Origin of the sequence: Candidatus Protofrankia datiscae (assembly GCF_000177615.2) — a bacterium.
GTDB classification, from domain to species: Bacteria; Actinomycetota; Actinomycetes; order Frankiales; family Frankiaceae; genus Protofrankia; species Protofrankia coriariae.
The window spans coordinates 4853416-4869242 of record NC_015656.1; the positions used below are offsets into that span (position 1 = coordinate 4853416).

The following is a 15827-nucleotide window of genomic DNA, read 5'->3' on the forward strand; positions in this document are numbered from 1 at the left end:
TCCCGGCTTCCCAGGCTGGCGGGCCGGGACCACCGGACGCGGGAAAGGCCCCTGCAGACAAGGCCGCCGCGGCCGGCCGGCCGGCGGGCGAACTGTTCCGGATGGCTTTTCCGGGGCCGCCGCCATACCGTGCGGCCGACCTCGGCCCGGATTTCCCGGACCGGCTGCCGCGCACGTACTGCCCTGCTGGTCCGCGCGGCGGCCGATCGTACCGGAAAATGATTGTTCCGGAGGCTTTCCGAGCCTTTCCGGAAAGCGGCACGAGCCGGGAGCCGCCCCGCGCCGGCGGCCCGCGGCGGCCGGCCTCACGACGGGCTGCCCGTGTACCGGCCGGCGGGGATCCGGGTACGGGCCAGGGCCGCGCCGCGGGCTTTGCCGGCCCCGCGGCCGACCTCACCGCGGGTGCGTCACCGCATGGCTGGGCGAAGATCTGACCGGCATCCGTTGTGAAACATAAACGTAACCTGACGTAAGTCAGCCTGCGGATATGCAGTGCCGACATCCGGGGCCCAGCGCGGGGGTGGGTGCCGCTCGAGGGTGAGCGACTCGCCGACCTGCGTCCGGATGAGCTCGACGAAGGTCGGATCGTGTGCTTAATGTTGCTGGCTGTCACCACGACGTTGATATCGTGCCCCGGGCCCCGGACACACGCTAGTGTCCTGAGTCGTTGATTCGCTGGCAGTAGGCGGCGAGGGTCTCGAGGATCTCGTCGGCGGTCTTGGCCCAGACGAACGGCTTCGGGTCCTTGTTCCAGGCGTTGATCCATCGGCGGATGTCGGCTTCGAGTTCGACGACCGAGCGGTGCGTCGATCGGCGCAGCTTGCGGGTGGTCAGCTCCGCGAACCAGCGCTCGACCAGGTTCATCCACGACGCCGAGGTCGGGGTGAAGTGCAGGTGGAAGCGGGGGTGGCGCAGCAGCCAGTTCTTCACCGCCGGGGTCTTGTGGGTGGCGTAGTTGTCCAGGACCAGGTGCAGGTCGTAGCCCTTCGGGACCGAGGAGTCGATCAGCTTGAGGAAGCGCAGGAACTCCTGGTGACGGTGCCGCCGGAAGGTCTGCGCGATCACCGACCCGGACGTCGGGTCGAGCGCGGCGAACAGGCTGGTCGTGCCATGGCGGACGTAGTCGTGGGTCATCCGCTGCGGGGTACCCGGCATCAGGGGCAGCACCGGTGCCGTGCGATCCAAAGCTTGCACCTGCGACTTTTCGTCGACGCAGAGCACGATCGCCTTCTCCGGCGGGTCGAGGTAGACCCCGACCACGTCACGGACCTTGTCCACGAACAGCGGGTCGGTGGACAGCTTCCACGTCTCGACCAGATGCGGCTTCAACCCGAACGCCCGCCACATCCGTGACACCGTCGACTGCGACAGCCCACTGGCCCTCGCCATCGACCGCGATGTCCAATGGGTATCGCCGTTCGGTGGCTTCTCCTCCAACGTCCTCGCGATCACCGCCTCGACCTGGGCGTCGGTGACCTTCCGAGGCGCTCCCGGACGTGCCTCGTCTGACAGGCCCTCCAGCCGGTCGACCGCGAACCGCTCCCGCCATTTCGCGACCGTTCCCCGGGTGATCCCGAGCTCGGCCGCGACCCCCGAGTTCGTCCCACCGTCCGCGCAGGCCAGCACGATCCGCGAGCGCAACGCCAGCGCCTGCGCGGTCTTCCGCCGTCGGGCCCAGCCCTCCAGCACCGCACGCTCAGCAGACGACAACTCGATGGGATCCGCGCTCGGGCCAGGCACCAGCCCATTCTATCTGCACACGAATCAACGACTCAGGACACTAGAAAGATGTAGTCGTGGTCGCTTGCCCGCGTCCAACGCCCATCCGACTCTATAGCCCAATGCCGCTCAATTAGACTGGAGGGGCGTCCGTCCATCCCGACACGCCAACGCCCGATCCCGCATCGATCAACTTCTGAACACGGCATCCAGTCACGTTCCTCAACGTCGATCAGTAGGCGGCGGAGTGCTCATGCCGCGATTTCGGCCGGTCGGCAGATAGAATCCAGATGTGGTGCGCCTTCGCCAGGTAGTTGAATTGCCAGCCGTTGACAACGACCGGCTGACCGACCGCATCTCGATCGGTGTGCTCGCCAGAATCGTTCCCCGGGACCTCGTCGAAGAGGTACTGGTGGAAACGAAGCGGCAGGAACGGCGTACCAGGCTGCTGCCAGCCCGGGTCATGGTGTACTTCACCATGACGATGTGCCTGTTCTTCGACGATGACTACGAAGAAGTCATGCGTAAACTCGCCGGTGCGTTGAGATGGCTGGGGAACTGGCAGGGTGACTGGAAAGTCCCGACCACCGGGGCGATCTCGCAGGCACGGATCAGGCTCGGTGCCGCCCCCCTGAAGGTCCTGTTCGAACGTGTCGCTGTGCCGGTCGCGGGGCTGGGTACCAAGGGCACTTGGCTGCGTTCCCGGCGGCTGATGGCGATCGACGGGTTCTTCCTCGACGCCGCAGACACCCCCGAGAACGTGGCCAGGTTCGGGCGGTCCACCAACGGACACAAGGCCAGCGCTCTGCCCCAGGTCCACGTCGTCGCGCTCGCCGAATGCGGCACGCACGCGATCGTCTCCGCCGCGGTCGGTCCCCGTGCCAGCGACGAACGTGCTCTCGCCGCCACCCTGCTCGACGCCTGCGAACCCGGGATGCTCCTCACCGCCGACCGTTACTTCTACAGCTTCGACCTCTGGCAGCAGGCGCTCGACACCGGCGCGGACCTGCTCTGGCGAGTCAAATCCGATCTCACGCTACCGGTCATCCGGTCCCTTCCCGACAGCTCCTACCTCTCTATCATCGTCAACCCGAAAATCAGAGGGAAACAGCGGAACCAGATCATCGCCGACGCCCGCGCCGGCCGCGACTTTCCCGAGGACTCCGCGACACCCGTCCGCGTCATCGAATACACGGTGCCTGACCGCACAGGATCCGGAACCGGAGAACTGATCTGCCTCATCACCAATATCCTCAACCAGACCGACATACCAGCGGTGGAACTCGCCACGGCCTATCACGAGCGCTGGGAAATCGAAAACATCTTCGATGAGATTAAGACACACCAGCGGGGCGAAGCCCGCGTCCTACGCTCGAAACTCCCGGACCTGGTGGAACAAGAGATCTGGGCGCTGCTCCTCAGCCACTACGCAATCCGATGTCTCATGTGCGAGGCCGCCGACGAAGCCGACGTCGACCCGGACAGGCTATCCTTCATGCGATCACTACGCGTCGTCCGCCGCCAGGTCACCGACCAGGCGGATTTTTCCCCCTGAGGACCACACGCACGCGCTCCGGGAAACCTTCACAGAGATCACCGAACGGCTTAACCCCGTGCGCCTCCACCGCACGTACCCACGCACCATCAGACGAGGCCGACACAACGCCTACCGAGTCAAAAGCCCAACAGACACCGGCACCAAGCATGATCAATCACCGAAGATCATGCTCGCTCGGGCCGCTTAACTAAGCGCCATTGGGCTCTAGCCAGGGCGGGTCTGCCGCCGGGTGGAGGGTTCCCACTTTCGTGGACAGTCCTAACTATGCAGCACGAAGTGTTTGTCCGTCAAATTCTTCCTCGAACTCGACAGGCGTGAGATAGCCGATCGAGGAGTGCAACCGCTGCCGGTTGTAGTAGATCTCGACATATTCGAAGATCCCCGCCCGGACGCGGTCTATGGTATCGAACGGGTGGAGGTGGACGAACTCCTTCTTGAGGGTGGCCCAGAAGGACTCCGCCGCGGCGTTGTCGAAACAGATCCCGGTACGGCCGACGGAGTTTCGGACGTTGTTGTCGCGACAGAAGGCGACGAACTCACGGCTGGTGTACTGACCGCCTCGGTCGGCGTGGAATATGACGCCGCCGGGTGGCCGCCGGCGGGTGACGGCCATACGAAGCGCGTCGAGAACGAGTTCGGTGCGCATGTGATCGGCGACCGCCCAGCCGACGATCTTCCGAGAGAACGCGTCGATGACGGAGGCCATGTACACCCAGCCATCCCAGGTGCGAATATATGTTATGTCGCCGTACCACAACTGGTTCGGTGCGGACGCGGCGAAGTCTTGGCCGACAAGATCAGGCAGCGATGAGGAGTCCGCGGCCTGCACCGTCGTCACCGGCCGGCGGGGACGCGGATGCACGCTGACCAGGCCCATCGTCGCCATCAGCCGCTGGACCCGCTTGTAGGCGACGGCGACGCCCTGGCGGCGGATCTCGTGGAAGATCCGCCGCACGCCGTACCGCCCCTCGTGACGGTCGAAAACAGCTCTGATCATGGTCGACAAGGTGGCGTCGTCCTTCTCCCTCCGAGACGGGCCGCGTTTCTTCCACGCATAGTAGCCCTGTCGGGACAGGTCGAGTTTCTTGCACATGTAGTCGACGGGAAAGGTGTTCGCGCCGTCGGCGGACACAGGCTTCTTCGGAGCGTGTATCGAGATGAACTCGAACTTTACTTCTGCTCGCTCGCGAAGAAGCTCGCCGCTTTTTTTAGGAAGGCGATGTCCATCTGCGCCTGCGCGTACTTCTTCCGGAGCTCCTCAAGTTCCGCGCGCTCCGACACCGACAGCGGCCGCTCCTCGGTCTCGCCGTTCTCCTTCGCCTTCTTCACCCAGTTTCCCAACGTGGTCTCGTGGATACCCAGACTCTTCGCGACCTCGGTCACCGACCGGCCCGAGTCGAGCACCAACCTTACTGCCTCGGATTTGTACTCCTGGGTGAACTTCCGGCGAGCTGACCCCATGACGCTCCTTCCCTATGGACAGCGAACCTCAGGTTCGCTGTCCACGGAAGCGGGATCACTCCAGGGGGGCTGGTCCCATCATCGAGGAAAGGCTGGTCGCATGGGCGTATCGGTTGAGACCCTTTCGCCGGGGGACGGCAAGACCTTCCCCAGGAAGGGGGACACGGTGAAGATTCACTATGTTGGCACCTTGCTCGACGGCACGAAGTTCGACTCGTCCCGTGACAGAGGCTCGCCGTTCGTGACCCAGATCGGTGTCGGCAAGGTGATCAAAGGGTGGGATGAGGGGGTCCCTCAGCTGTCGCTCGGTCAGAAGGCGGTGCTCACCGTCACACCTGACCTCGCGTACGGCTCCCACGGCTTCCCGCCCGTCATCCCGCCCAATTCCACTCTCCGCTTCGAAGTGGAACTACTCGGGATAAAGGCGTGAAAGGGCGGTCCGTGCAGGGGGATACCAGTCCAAGCCGGTCACGGCGACTACCTGAGGACCCCACGGCGGGCACCGAACCCGGCGAGGCGCGGGCTGGATAGCCCGCCTCCCCGGGCTGGTGCCCGTCGCGGTGCGGTTCAGTCAGTCAAGCGACTCGTGGGTCATGACGTAGCCGATCTGGAAGAACGGCCCCGCCAGAGGACGGCGGGGAGAAAGCGCGTCTCGCTACCGGCATAGATCCGTCCCGTCAGACGCGGCCCCGTCGCTACGCACGGCCGGCACCCTCGACGACGGACCAGCAAACGATCGAGACATGTTGGACCATCTGACCCGGCCTCGAGCAGGACGGTAGCGGTACGCGGTCAGGCGAGCGCGGACCGTCCCATCCCGCTCGTTCTTTCCGAAACCCGCTGGTCCAGCACCATCCCGATCAGCAGCGCCAGCGGGTCGTTGGTCAGCGGTTCGCCCGCCTCGGCGATCTGGCTCAGGCGCAGACCCATGCCGTCACCGTAGCCGGGCTCTCCGGACGACCCGGCGGCAGGCCGCGGGCAGCATCTGATCACTGGTACGCACGAGGCGGTACCCCGGCAGGGCGACAGGGAGCGGGACTATCCACAGCCCACGCCAGCAGGTAGCACAAGTGCTACCGTGGAGAGATGAGTGAGATAGGGCTTCGCGAGGTGCGGCAGAACGCCAGCGAGCTGGTGCGACGCGCCCAGGCCGGCGAGCGGTTGACCATCACTGTTTCCGGCCGGCCGGCAGCCGTTCTCGGCCCGGTCACCCCACGCGCGTGGCGGCGCTGGGACGACCTCGCGGACGTCTTCACCCTGCCGACCGACGCCGACTGGCCCAGCGATCGCGAGCTCGTCGACGGCACCCTCACCGATCCCTGGGGAGATCGATGAGCCGCGGCATTCTGGACACCAGCGTGCTGGTCGCCACCGACGTCGCCCCGATCCCCGGTGAACTGGCGGTCAGCGTCATCAGCATCGCCGAGCTCCAGTTCGGCGTCCTCGTCGCCAGAACACCCGAGGCCCGCGCGAACCGACTCGCCCGTCTCAGCGCACTCCAACGACGATTCGACCCGTTACCCGTCGACGATGCTGTCGCCGACAGTTACGGACGACTCGCTGCCCGGGTCGTCGAAATCGGACGCCAGCCACGCGCACGAACGATGGACCTGCTGATCGCGGCCACCGCGCACGCCCACGAAGCCAGCGTCTATACCCGCAACGCCGCCGACCTCGCCGGCCTGGAAGACCTCGTCAGAATCGTGACGATCTGATCGATCCTCTTTGTCCGTGGCTGCTCGTTGGCATCGGTACGGTCTGGTCTCCAGCCCACACGTTCAGACCGGCTCAGGACGGGGCCACCTTCGCGGCGGCCTTCAGCTGTTTCTTGAAGTCGCGGACCCTGATGCGACTCTCGGGGCTGGTGATGTCCGCGACGGAACGGAAGCTGCCCTCCTCACCGAACGGCGCGCAGGCCTCCCGCCACCCCGGCGGGGTCACCCCGAACTGCTTCCCGAGCAACGCCACGAAAATCTTCGCCTTCTGCACGCCGAACCCCGGCAACACCGACACCCGCTTCAACAACTCCTGACCGTCAGCCGCGGCCGCCCACACCCGCGCCGCGTCCCCCTCACAGACGTCCACGACAATCCGACACAACGCCTGCACCCGCTTCGCCATCGACCCGGGAAACCGGTGCAACGCCGGCTGCTGCGAAAAGAGCGCACCAAGCTTGTCCGGATCGAACCCCGCCAGCTCACCTGGTGGCGAATGCTGCTCGACCCTGCTGGTCATCCGTTCTGCCTGACGACTGTGACTCCGCCCGAGGCCCAGTAGTGGGCCCCGCTCCGCCTTTCCGAGATGTGCTGGTCGAGGACCATCCCAACGAGGAGCGCCAGCGGGTCGTTGGTCGGCAACTCGTCCGCCCTGACGATCTGGCTCAGGTGCAGGCTCACACGCCCAGGGCAGCGGGCCATGCCAGAGTCACCGGAAGTCGGGCGCCCGTCACAACCCGCTCGTGCCACTGAGGTCTACCCGTCAGACTGCACCGATGATCTCGCTGAGCCTCGCGGCACACCGGCGTCCCCGGGACGGACTGTCCCGAAAGCACTGGTCGGCGCCTTCCTGGTCGAACAGGCATGTGCCGTTTGAAGCTGGCAAGCGGTCACGCTGTACATGTGGTAACGTACAGCGCATGACAGCGGCTGCGGACGATGGGCGTCTCCGGGTGGGCATGAGAGAGCTTTCCCAGCGAACCGCTCGCGTGCTCGCGTTGGTCCGCGCGGGCGAGACGGTCGAGGTGACCGACAGGGGCAGGACTGTGGCGCGGATCGTTCCCGCGGCCGATGACCGCTACGAGCAACTGGTCGCGGCCGGGCTGATACGCCGGGCGGCTCGTCCGTTCAGCCTCGCGCATCTACCGGAACCCGCGGCTAATCCGACCGGCCGCTCCTCCGACGAATGGCTTACCGACCTGCGCGGCGAAGGCTGATGCCCACCCGGGTCTACCTCGACACATCAGCCCTGGCCAAGTTGTTCATCGCCGAGAAGGAAACTCCTGACCTTCGACAATGGTTCGCCGATCAGGTCGAGCCATTGCGCCTCGTCTCGTCGACCCTGCTGGCCGTCGAACTGACCAGGCTGCTCAACCTGGTGAACCCGACCATGCTCGGTCCGGCGGAGTCCTTTCTCTCGGCCGATGTGGATCTCGTGGAGATCACTCCGCCCCTGCTCGGCGACGCGGCCCGCGTACCACCGCCCCGGCTGCGCACTCTCGACGCAATCCACCTGGCGACAGCGCTCGATCTCAGAGACTCCCTGGATGTCGTACTCAGCTACGACAAACTCCTCGTCGAAGCCGTTCACGCCTCCGGTCTGCCAGCCGCGTCTCCCGGCGCCGGTCGCTAGCTCATCCGAGTGACCACCGGCAGTATGTTCGTTCTTTCCGAACCTCGCTGGTCCAGCACCATGCCGATCAGCAGCGCCAACGGGTCGTTGGTCAGTAGCTCGTCCGCGTCATCGATCTGACTCAAATGCAGTCCCACGGTGACACCGTAGCGGGCCGAACGAGGTGATCGGAAGATCACCGTTGTTCGTCTGCTCCGGTGGTCCTGGAACAACACGGTTCAGGACGCGCGCTCCCAGGCGCGAGGCTCATCCCCTGTGTCCCGCTCCGCCCTCTGCGCCAGGCGGCGGCTCCACCGCTGCCGGGCTCCCTGTCGAGTACGACCTGTTGCCTGACCGATCTGACCCCAGTCAGCACCGGCCGCCACAGCGTCCGCAACGGCCTGATCACGTTCGGCGGCCAGCCTCTGCTCCCGGCGGACCGGTTCAGCGAGATAGGCCAGTGCGACGGCACGAGAGCTGGCACCCCTCGGGGGCGGCCATTCCTGCTCAGAGCTGCTCGTAGCTCGGACAGGATAACGTCGTCGACAACGGGTGTTTCCGACATCTCCCGGCCGGCAATGCCGCCGCCGCTGACAGCGGCGTCATCCTGGACCTCCAGAGCGACACCTCATGTTGTCGACAACGGAAGTTACCGCCCCTTCGGGTAGATCTTTGACAATAAGAGTTGTCGATCGCCTGTGGACCCCTGCCACCGACCGGCAGCGACTCTCAGGCGGGCCCCACCCGAGACCGGGTAACACTTTCCCGCGTACTGTTGCTGCGCATCGCCGCGCACGGGGCCTCGCTGCCAGCCTTGCTCCTGTCGGCAGGGCACGGACGACGCCTGCGGACGGCAACAGCGAAGACGGCGGGCGGGTGGCGCCCGTGTCGACCAACGCAGGAAGGCGGAGCCCGTGGTGACCGGAGCGCTCATGGGAAGGGATGCGGGACAGCTGGCGCTGACCGTCTTCGCCCTGGGCAACGAGACCGCCATGATCGCACTAACGATCATGGCGACGTTCTTCTTTCTCGCCTGGGTGGTCAGCAGCGACGCACGGACCCGGCGGCTGTCGAGCCTGCTGCGTTCCCGGAACGGGGGCGGACGACGATGACGACGGCCGACGGCATGCTGTCGCGGGCGGATCTGGCCCACGCCGCCGGGGTGGAACCCCCGGCGGTGAACAACTGGGCCCGGCGGCACCCGAAAGAATTCCCCATGCCGTCGCATGTGGCGGGACGAGAATTATATTCGGTCGCGGAGGTCGCCGCCTGGCTTGATCGGCGGCGCATACCCAGAAATGCACTGCGTCGCGACGAGCCCGCCGGAACCACCTATGGCCAACGGTTCCGGAAGAATCTCGGCCTGCCCTCACGTTCCTCCGCCGAGACAGCACACAGGCCGGACGCGGCACAGGCCATACTGAAGGAACACCTCTGGCAGCCGCTGGAAAGCCTGTGGGGCAGAGCTGGAATCGGCACGAATCTCGAACTGGTACTGTCCCTGCTCGACCTGCGTGGCTCCGACGTCCAACGCTGGATGCAGCTGACCACCGCCGACAGCGGTGTCGGCGCGCTTCTGGAGAGGGCGCTGCGCGCCCGCGCCGTGCACTCCCCGGGTCTTACCGGAGTGTATGCGCGGATCCGGCGGGAGCTGTGGTCTGACGACGAGCTGACACGGGCCATCGCGATCATCGCGCGGGCGGGTCGTCAGGGTTCGTGGCCGGCCTTTGGCACCGAGTGCTTCGGGGCGGCGACCTGCCAGTTCCTCCTCGAACAGCTCGCCGCCGTCCAGGGCCGGCGTGGAACGGAGTTCTTCACTCCGCCCTCAGTGACACGCGTGATCATGGAACTGCTCGACCCACGGCCGGATGCCCGGATCTGCGATCCCTGCTGTGGCTCCGGTGAGCTCCTGGCGGCCGCTGGCACCCGGGCCCGCTCCAGGCGGCACAGCACCGAGTCCGCCCAGGTCCTGCACGGCTACGCCCTCGACCAGCAGTCCTGGCGGCTGGCCCAGCTCACCGCGGCCCTCCACGGACTCCCCGCTGATCTCGGCGAGTATCCGGTCGAACCGCTCAGACTGCACCACCAGAGGACGACACGCTACGACGTCGTCGCGATGAACCCTCCGTTCAACATGTCCGGATGGAGTGACGGTGACCCCGCCCACCGGCCCCACTGGCGGTACGGCCCACCACCCCGGCACAACGCCAACTTCGCCTGGCTGCAGTACGCCGCCCTCCTCCTCGACGACGGCGGCAGCGCGGTGGTCATCATGCCCCACAGCGCCGCAACCACCGACAATCCCGCGGAGGTGACCATCCGCACCAACATGATCGAAGACGGGGTGATGGAGTGTGTTGTCGCCCTCCCCAGCCGTCTGTTCCGCGAGACCTCCGCCCCGGCGACCCTGTGGGTGCTGCGCAGGCCGAGCCGCGACAGCCGCCGCGACGTGCTCTTCGTCGACGCCACCGCGGTCGGCACCGTCATCGATCGCGACTACCGGATCCTGACCGACGACGACGTCGCCAGGATCACCGGTGCCTACCAGGACTGGAAGGGCAGCCGCCCCGGCACGTACCGCGCGGTCGCGGGCTTCGCCGCCACGGCCACCTCCGAGCAGATCCGCGACCGGGCCTACCGCCTCGCCCCGGGCCCTTACGTCGCCGCCGGCCCGACCCGCATCGACGTCCACGCGGTCACGGCCAGCCTGCGCGATCTCTCCCGGTACCTGGACCGGCACGAGCGCCGAGCCGCGGACGCGGACGCCACGGTCGCCCGATACCTGAGATGGATGAACCTGTGAGCGCATTGATCGGCCCGGTGCCCGACACCTGGCACCGGCTCCTGCTCGGCGACGCATGCCAGGTGCAGGCCGGACCGTCCGGCGCGACCTTCCGCCCCGCCGACCGTGCTTCCCACGGAGTCCGGATGGTCACTCCGAAGAGCATTCAGGACGACCGGATCGTCGCCGACGGCTGTGTCACCATCCGGCCCGAGGCAGCGGACCGGATGAAACGCTACGCCCTGCGGGAGGGTGACATCGTGTGCACCCGGGTCGGCAACGGTAGGCGCCACGCCCTGGCCGGTCCAGAACACACCGGCTGGCTGCTCGGCGGCGCCTGCCTGTTCCTGCGCCCCCATGCCGCGGTACTCCCCCGATATCTGAACCACTACCTTCGCCAGCCCATGGTCCAGGACTGGCTGGCCCAGCGCGTCACCGGAGCCGTAGTTCCGACCGTCACCGCCGGAACCCTGGGCGACCTCCCGCTCGCCCTGCCCCCGTGGGAGACACAGCACGCGATCGCCGATCTCCTCGACGCGCTCGACGAAAAGATCTCGGCGCACCACGCGATCATCCGGTCGACCGAGGAGTTGGGCCGCGTTCTCGCGCCCGCGCTGCTCACCGGCGCTGTCCTGCCTCCGGACAGTCTGTAGATCCCGCGGCCGGTCGTTGCCGCGCCAAGGGCCGCCTGCTGCCGGGATCGAGACCGCGGTTCTGGCTGGCCCGCTTCGCCGTTCTACACGTCCCGATGGAGACGGTCTCCACCTGACTGGCCCCGACGCTATTTCGAACCATTGCCCTGACGGTGCCGGCCGCTGGCGCACTGCCGCCGCCGCGCGGCTGGCGTGACCGCCGCTCGTGGCCGACACTGTGTGCGTGTCCCGGGAGGACCCCAAGGCGGCCTACCAGCGTCTGCGCGCAGCGCACCTGAGCGCTGTGCAGGCCGCGATCGAGGACCATATGGCGCGGCTGGCGTGGCCGCGCCAGCGAATCGAGCACTACCGCACCGAACGACTCCGGTCGTTGCTGGGGTTCGCACGCGAGCGTTCGCCGTTCCACGCGGCCCGGATGGCCGACATCGACCCGGCCACGGCGACGGTCGACGACCTCGCACGGCTGCCAGCCATGGTCAAGCAGGATATCCAGGATGAATGGGACAGGATCGTCGCCACGCCCGATATCGACCGTGCGGGCGCCGAGCGGGTACTGGCCCAGCAGGGCTGGTTCTCCTACACGCCCGCGGGACTCCAGGTATTCGGCTCGGGCGGCTCAAGCGGTGTACGCGGCGTCTACGTATGGGACTGGGAGCAGTTCGTCACGCTCGCCTGTCTCGCCTGGCGATGGCAGGCGCGTGGCGAGCGCGCTTCCGGCTCGGCCGGCCGCCCGGTGCGACTGGCCGTGGTGGAGGCCGGCGAGCCGCCACACGCCAGCACGCCGTTGTTCGACGTCGCGACCAGACCGTCGATGCAGACCGTCGTGATTCCGGCGGCGGCGCCGTTCGATCAGGTGCTGCACGCGGTGGCGGACGCGCGGCCGACCCATCTCGTGGGCTACGCCTCGATGATCGGCCGCCTCGCCCAGGCCGCGATCGTGGGAGAGCTCGATATCCGGCCGGTTCGTGTGAGCACCAACTCCGAGCCGCTCAGCGCACAGGACCGCCATGCGATCGACACCGCCTGGGGTGCCCCCGTCCACAACCTGTGGGGCTCGACCGAGATCGGCGTCCAGGCGGTCGGCTGCGGCCACGGCGACGGCCTTCACATCTGCGAGGACGAGGTGATCCTCGAGCGGGTCGATGCGGCCGGGCGCTCGGTCGCCCCCGATGAGCCGGCGGCGCGCACGCTCGCGACCGGGCTCGCGGGGCGCACGTTCCCGTTTATTCGCTATGACCTCGGTGACGAGATCACGCTGCGGCCCGGCCGCTGCGTATGCGGCAGTTCGATGCCGCGCGTCGCCGACATCGTCGGTCGGCGTGACGACGACTTCCGCTACGGGCGGCGAATAGTCCCGGCGAGCGCATTCCGGCACGTGCTGGGTACCGACCCGCTGATCTCGGAGTATCAGGTGCGTCAGACCGCGAGCGGGGCGGACGTGCTCGTGGTCGGGTCACCCGACACCGCCGCGGTAGCCGCGGCACTGGCTTTCTCGCTGCGGCCGTATGGACTTACGAATCCCGACATCGGCGTAAGCGTCGTTGAGCAGATCCCCCGGCACGCCTCGACAGGCAAGCTCAAGCGGTTCATCGCACTGAGTGGCTAGCCGCTTTACGCCCCGACATCAAGATCGACATCGAGGCGGATGAAGAACGGGGCGGATGAAGAACATCGAATCCGCGATCTGGGTTGCGGCGCAGCAGGTTACGGATCTTTCATTCGGGCTCGCTGTCGCGTCCGCGTCTGCCCCGGGTCGTGGTGGTGACGCGGCGGCGGACCTCCGCGATGGCGTCGCCTGCGAGTTTGACGACGTGGAAGTGGTCGACGACCAGCTCGGCGTGGGGCAGGTACCGGCGGACCGCGGAGACGAACACGGTGCACATGTCGACCGCGACGTACCGGACCCGGTCACGCCAGGCCGCCGGCTGGCTGGCTGGCGAGCCAGTACGCGACGTCGTCGCCGTGCGGCCCTCGACCTGCCCGAGCATCCCCTGCCCGCCGCTGATGTCGGTGAACCCGACGTGCCACCGGTCGGCCACCACCCGGGCTTTCGCGGCCTCCCGCGCCGGCGGACCGTCGGTCAGCGGCCCGGTGGGCGATGTCAGCGCGAACGGACCGACAGGATCGTCGCCGCCGTCCCCGACCAGTCCGTGACACAGCCGTTGCTGGAGGCGCCCTGGCACGAACCGGGCGCGCGGCACGGCGTCCGCCGGTTTCCGCTCCGCATTATCGCCGAGACTCGACGTGTGACCCAACCAGCTCCGGCAGGCCGGCCTGCCGGACACTCTGAGATCCCGGTGGCCGCCGTATCGTTGGATCACCGGCATGGCTCGCGGTACGTGCGGGTCACGTACGATCCGAGGAGGTGCGATTCGTGGCGACGAGCGGGACGATGCTGGGCGCCCTCGGATTCACCTGGGATCGGTCCGCGGTGAGCCGGGATATTCCGCGATTCTCGGTCGAGCGCGCCGTCTGGCGGTTCCACCGGTCGCTGCCGGAGTACGTGTGGGACGCGGCGGTGCTCGAGGGCAACCCGTTCACCTACCCCGAGGTCCAGACGCTGCTGGACGGAATCACCGTCGGCGGACGGAAGATCAGCGACGAACGTCAGATCCTGAACCTCGCCGAGGCAGCGAGCGAGCTCGGCCGGCTCGTCAGAACGCACGATTTCCGATTGTCCAAGGAGGTCTCCGACAGGCTCCAGTTTCTGCTCGCTCGAGACGAGGAACTGGAGTCAGGCCATTTCCGCGGCGAAGGCAGAGAGACACTCACCCCTGGAGTCAGCCTCGGACAACACGGCCGCTACCTACCGCCCGCCACCGAGCACGGAGGCGGGAACCTGCGCCGCATCTTCTCTCAGGGGCTGGAGTTCCTCTCCACCGAAATCGACGACGAGTTCGAGCAAGCAGTCGCCTACTTTCTCTTCGGCTCGCTGCAACAATTTTACTACGACGGCGACAAGCGCACCGCGCGCTACATGATGAATGGCCATCTCATGTCCCAGGGAATGGACGCTATCAGCGTCCCGGCCGCGCGCCGCCACGAGTTCAGCACCGGGATGGTGGACTTCTTCCTACGCAAGAACGGTACCAGCATGTTCGGCTTTCTGACATCCTGTCGGCTCGCCGCCGACGACGGGATCCTACCGCCTAGTGTCCTGAGTCGTTGATTCGCTGGCAGTAGGCGGCGAGGGTCTCGAGGATCTCGTCGGCGGTCTTGGCCCAGACGAACGGCTTCGGGTCCTTGTTCCAGGCGTTGATCCATCGGCGGATGTCGGCTTCGAGTTCGACGACCGAGCGGTGCGTCGATCGGCGCAGCTTGCGGGTGGTCAGCTCCGCGAACCAGCGCTCGACCAGGTTCATCCACGACGCCGAGGTCGGGGTGAAGTGCAGGTGGAAGCGGGGTGGCGCAGCAGCCAGTTCTTCACCGCCGGGGTCTTGTGGGTGGCGTAGTTGTCCAGGACCAGGTGCAGGTCGTAGCCCTTCGGGACCGAGGAGTCGATCAGCTTGAGGAAGCGCAGGAACTCCTGGTGACGGTGCCGCCGGAAGGTCTGCGCGATCACCGACCCGGACGTCGGGTCGAGCGCGGCGAACAGGCTGGTCGTGCCATGGCGGACGTAGTCGTGGGTCATCCGCTGCGGGGTACCCGGCATCAGGGGCAGCACCGGTGCCGTGCGATCCAAAGCTTGCACCTGCGACTTTTCGTCGACGCAGAGCACGATCGCCTTCTCCGGCGGGTCGAGGTAGACCCCGACCACGTCACGGACATTGTCCACGAACAGCGGGTCGGTGGACAGCTTCCACGTCTCGACCAGATGCGGCTTCAACCCGAACGCCCGCCACATCCGTGACACCGTCGACTGCGACAGCCCACTGGCCCTCGCCATCGACCGCGATGTCCAATGGGTATCGCCGTTCGGTGGCTTCTCCTCCAACGTCCTCGCGATCACCGCCTCGACCTGGGCGTCGGTGACCTTCCGAGGCGCTCCCGGACGTGCCTCGTCTGACAGGCCCTCCAGCCGGTCGACCGCGAACCGCTCCCGCCATTTCGCGACCGTTCCCCGGGTGATCCCGAGCTCGGCCGCGACCCCCGAGTTCGTCCCACCGTCCGCGCAGGCCAGCACGATCCGCGAGCGCAACGCCAGCGCCTGCGCGGTCTTCCGCCGTCGGGCCCAGCCCTCCAGCACCGCACGCTCAGCAGACGACAACTCGATGGGATCCGCGCTCGGGCCAGGCACCAGCCCATTCTATCTGCACACGAATCAACGACTCAGGACACTAGCCCGACCGCGCCGGACGGGTCGACGTTCGTCGCACAGTTGTTCGAG

General features: G+C 67.0%; 16 protein-coding genes and 3 pseudogenes. 11 read left to right on the forward strand and 8 right to left on the reverse strand.

The features are described 5' to 3' along the window. Positions 1-651: 651 nt before the first annotated feature. Positions 652-1740: an IS630 family transposase gene (locus FSYMDG_RS20445; RefSeq protein ID WP_013871712.1), complete on the reverse strand. Its 1089-nt coding sequence runs from the start codon at positions 1738-1740 to the stop codon at positions 652-654. Between the two features lie 271 nt (positions 1741-2011). Here FSYMDG_RS20445 and FSYMDG_RS20450 point away from each other — a divergent pair, with 271 nt between their 5' ends. Beyond that, complete coding sequence (locus tag FSYMDG_RS20450; RefSeq protein ID WP_013872077.1) at positions 2012-3274, forward strand: IS4 family transposase; 1263 nt, start codon at positions 2012-2014, stop codon at positions 3272-3274. Positions 3275-3539: 265 nt separating this feature from the next. Here the strand turns inward: FSYMDG_RS20450 and FSYMDG_RS20455 are convergent, their stop codons facing one another. Both FSYMDG_RS20455 and FSYMDG_RS28890 read right to left on the reverse strand, forming a co-directional pair. Next, complete coding sequence (locus FSYMDG_RS20455; RefSeq protein WP_349304129.1) at positions 3540-4436, reverse strand: IS3 family transposase; 897 nt, start codon at positions 4434-4436, stop codon at positions 3540-3542. A gap of 11 nt (positions 4437-4447) precedes the next feature. Next, positions 4448-4738: a transposase gene (locus tag FSYMDG_RS28890; protein ID WP_043602641.1), complete on the reverse strand. Its 291-nt coding sequence runs from the start codon at positions 4736-4738 to the stop codon at positions 4448-4450. 100 nt (positions 4739-4838) lie between these two features. Here FSYMDG_RS28890 and FSYMDG_RS20465 point away from each other — a divergent pair, with 100 nt between their 5' ends. Further along, positions 4839-5168, forward strand: a complete 330-nt coding sequence (locus FSYMDG_RS20465; RefSeq protein WP_013875293.1) for an FKBP-type peptidyl-prolyl cis-trans isomerase — start codon at positions 4839-4841, stop codon at positions 5166-5168. A gap of 362 nt (positions 5169-5530) precedes the next feature. Here the strand turns inward: FSYMDG_RS20465 and FSYMDG_RS26925 are convergent, their stop codons facing one another. Next, positions 5531-5668: a hypothetical protein gene (locus FSYMDG_RS26925; RefSeq protein WP_013875294.1), complete on the reverse strand. Its 138-nt coding sequence runs from the start codon at positions 5666-5668 to the stop codon at positions 5531-5533. A 156-nt stretch (positions 5669-5824) separates the two neighbouring features. Between FSYMDG_RS26925 and FSYMDG_RS20470 the strand changes: the two genes are divergently transcribed. Next, the gene (locus tag FSYMDG_RS20470; RefSeq protein ID WP_013875295.1) at positions 5825-6073 is read left to right on the forward strand and encodes a type II toxin-antitoxin system Phd/YefM family antitoxin; all 249 of its coding nucleotides are present in this window, start codon (positions 5825-5827) and stop codon (positions 6071-6073) included. Further along, a complete protein-coding gene (locus FSYMDG_RS20475; RefSeq protein ID WP_013875296.1) occupies positions 6070-6453 on the forward strand; it encodes a type II toxin-antitoxin system VapC family toxin in 384 nt (127 codons plus the stop codon). Before FSYMDG_RS20470 ends, FSYMDG_RS20475 begins: the two co-directional genes overlap by 4 nt. A 73-nt stretch (positions 6454-6526) precedes the next feature. Here the strand turns inward: FSYMDG_RS20475 and FSYMDG_RS20480 are convergent. Further along, a pseudogene (locus FSYMDG_RS20480) lies at positions 6527-7134 on the reverse strand (HhH-GPD-type base excision DNA repair protein). Positions 7135-7412: 278 nt separating this feature from the next. Between FSYMDG_RS20480 and FSYMDG_RS20485 the strand changes: the two are divergent. Both FSYMDG_RS20485 and FSYMDG_RS20490 read left to right on the forward strand, forming a co-directional pair. Then, positions 7413-7670, forward strand: a complete 258-nt coding sequence (locus FSYMDG_RS20485; RefSeq protein WP_241245673.1) for a type II toxin-antitoxin system Phd/YefM family antitoxin — start codon at positions 7413-7415, stop codon at positions 7668-7670. After that, entirely contained in the window at positions 7670-8086 is a 417-nt protein-coding gene (locus FSYMDG_RS20490) for a type II toxin-antitoxin system VapC family toxin (RefSeq protein WP_013875298.1), read from the forward strand. The genes FSYMDG_RS20485 and FSYMDG_RS20490 overlap by 1 nt, the downstream gene beginning before the upstream one ends. Here the strand turns inward: FSYMDG_RS20490 and FSYMDG_RS26930 are convergent. Beyond that, positions 8083-8223 carry a hypothetical protein gene (locus tag FSYMDG_RS26930; RefSeq protein ID WP_165001457.1) on the reverse strand — a complete coding sequence of 47 codons (141 nt, stop codon included), beginning with the start codon at positions 8221-8223 and terminating at the stop codon, positions 8083-8085. The two genes, FSYMDG_RS20490 and FSYMDG_RS26930, sit on opposite strands and share 4 nt — an antisense overlap. A 774-nt stretch (positions 8224-8997) precedes the next feature. Between FSYMDG_RS26930 and FSYMDG_RS20500 the strand changes: the two genes are divergently transcribed. The 4 genes from FSYMDG_RS20500 to FSYMDG_RS20515 all read left to right on the forward strand — a co-directional run bounded on the left by FSYMDG_RS20500 (position 8998) and on the right by FSYMDG_RS20515 (position 13106). After that, entirely contained in the window at positions 8998-9177 is a 180-nt protein-coding gene (locus FSYMDG_RS20500; protein WP_083828374.1) for a hypothetical protein, read from the forward strand. After that, positions 9174-10868 (forward strand): N-6 DNA methylase, encoded by a 1695-nt coding sequence (locus FSYMDG_RS20505; protein WP_013875300.1) that lies wholly within the window; start codon positions 9174-9176, stop codon positions 10866-10868. Before FSYMDG_RS20500 ends, FSYMDG_RS20505 begins: the two co-directional genes overlap by 4 nt. After that, positions 10865-11500: a restriction endonuclease subunit S gene (locus FSYMDG_RS20510; RefSeq protein WP_013875301.1), complete on the forward strand. Its 636-nt coding sequence runs from the start codon at positions 10865-10867 to the stop codon at positions 11498-11500. The genes FSYMDG_RS20505 and FSYMDG_RS20510 overlap by 4 nt, the downstream gene beginning before the upstream one ends. Positions 11501-11717: 217 nt before the next feature. Beyond that, positions 11718-13106 (forward strand): phenylacetate--CoA ligase family protein, encoded by a 1389-nt coding sequence (locus FSYMDG_RS20515; RefSeq protein WP_043607252.1) that lies wholly within the window; start codon positions 11718-11720, stop codon positions 13104-13106. A gap of 112 nt (positions 13107-13218) precedes the next feature. Here the strand turns inward: FSYMDG_RS20515 and FSYMDG_RS24980 are convergent. Beyond that, positions 13219-13560 (reverse strand): annotated as a pseudogene (locus tag FSYMDG_RS24980) (transposase); the annotation flags it as partial. 314 nt (positions 13561-13874) lie between these two features. On the opposite strand from FSYMDG_RS24980, the gene FSYMDG_RS20525 reads away from it, so the two are divergent. After that, complete coding sequence (locus FSYMDG_RS20525) at positions 13875-14669, forward strand: filamentation induced by cAMP protein fic (protein ID WP_013875304.1); 795 nt, start codon at positions 13875-13877, stop codon at positions 14667-14669. On the opposite strand, the pseudogene FSYMDG_RS20530 reads toward FSYMDG_RS20525, so the two are convergent. Continuing rightward, positions 14650-15737: pseudogene (locus FSYMDG_RS20530) on the reverse strand (IS630 family transposase). The gene FSYMDG_RS20525 and the pseudogene FSYMDG_RS20530 overlap by 20 nt on opposite strands. Between the last annotated feature and the right edge of the window lie 90 nt (positions 15738-15827).